The following is a 704-nucleotide window of genomic DNA, read 5'->3' as shown; positions in this document are numbered from 1 at the left end:
CGTCGCGGACGCGAACGCGCCCGTCAGCGTCGCCGTCCCGGCCCTGCGGTCCGACGCGGCCTCCGTGCGGACCCCGGTCGGATCCACGAGAGCGGTCAACGCACCGACCGTGTCGTACTCCCGCACCCAGTCATGCCCGGCAGGGTCCGTGATGCCGACCAGCCGGGAGAGCGTGTCATGGGCGAAACCCCACCGGGCACCGTCCGGCAGCACCGCGGCGGTGACATTGCCGAGCTCGTCGAAGACCCGCTCAATGGCCCGGCCCAGCGGGTCGACGGTCCGGACCAGTTCACCATTGGCGGCATACCCGAGTTCGGTCCGTCCGCCGTCCGGGGCAACGAAGGCAGTGGTCCGCCCCGCGGAGTCGTGCTCGAAGGCCCAGACGGCGCCGTCCGGGTCCTCGCGCCGCACCAGCAGCCCGGCCGCGTCATAGCCGAACCGGGTCCCGGCCCCGGACGGGCTCAAGCTCTCAACCGGCCGGCCCGCATCGTCCCGGACAATCCGTGCGGTATCCCCTGCCGCGTTCCGGGTCGCGACCAGGTCCCCCAACCCGTCATAGTCGAAGTCGACAGCCACCCCGGCCGGGTCCGTGACCCGGACCAGCAGCCCGTCCCGCCACTGAAGCCCGGTGAGCCCGCCCAGCGGGTCCCGAATCACCGAAGGATCCCGGGACACGTCGTCGGGATACTCATAGGAGACGACCG

General features: G+C 72.2%; 1 pseudogene. It reads right to left on the bottom strand.

The window, feature by feature from the left end:
• A pseudogene (locus tag ARGLB_RS22310) lies at positions 1 to 704 on the bottom strand (RHS repeat domain-containing protein); the annotation flags it as partial.

Origin of the sequence: Arthrobacter globiformis NBRC 12137 (assembly GCF_000238915.1) — a bacterium.
Classification (GTDB): domain Bacteria; phylum Actinomycetota; class Actinomycetes; order Actinomycetales; family Micrococcaceae; genus Arthrobacter; species Arthrobacter globiformis.
This window is presented reverse-complemented; position numbering and strand designations above follow the sequence as displayed.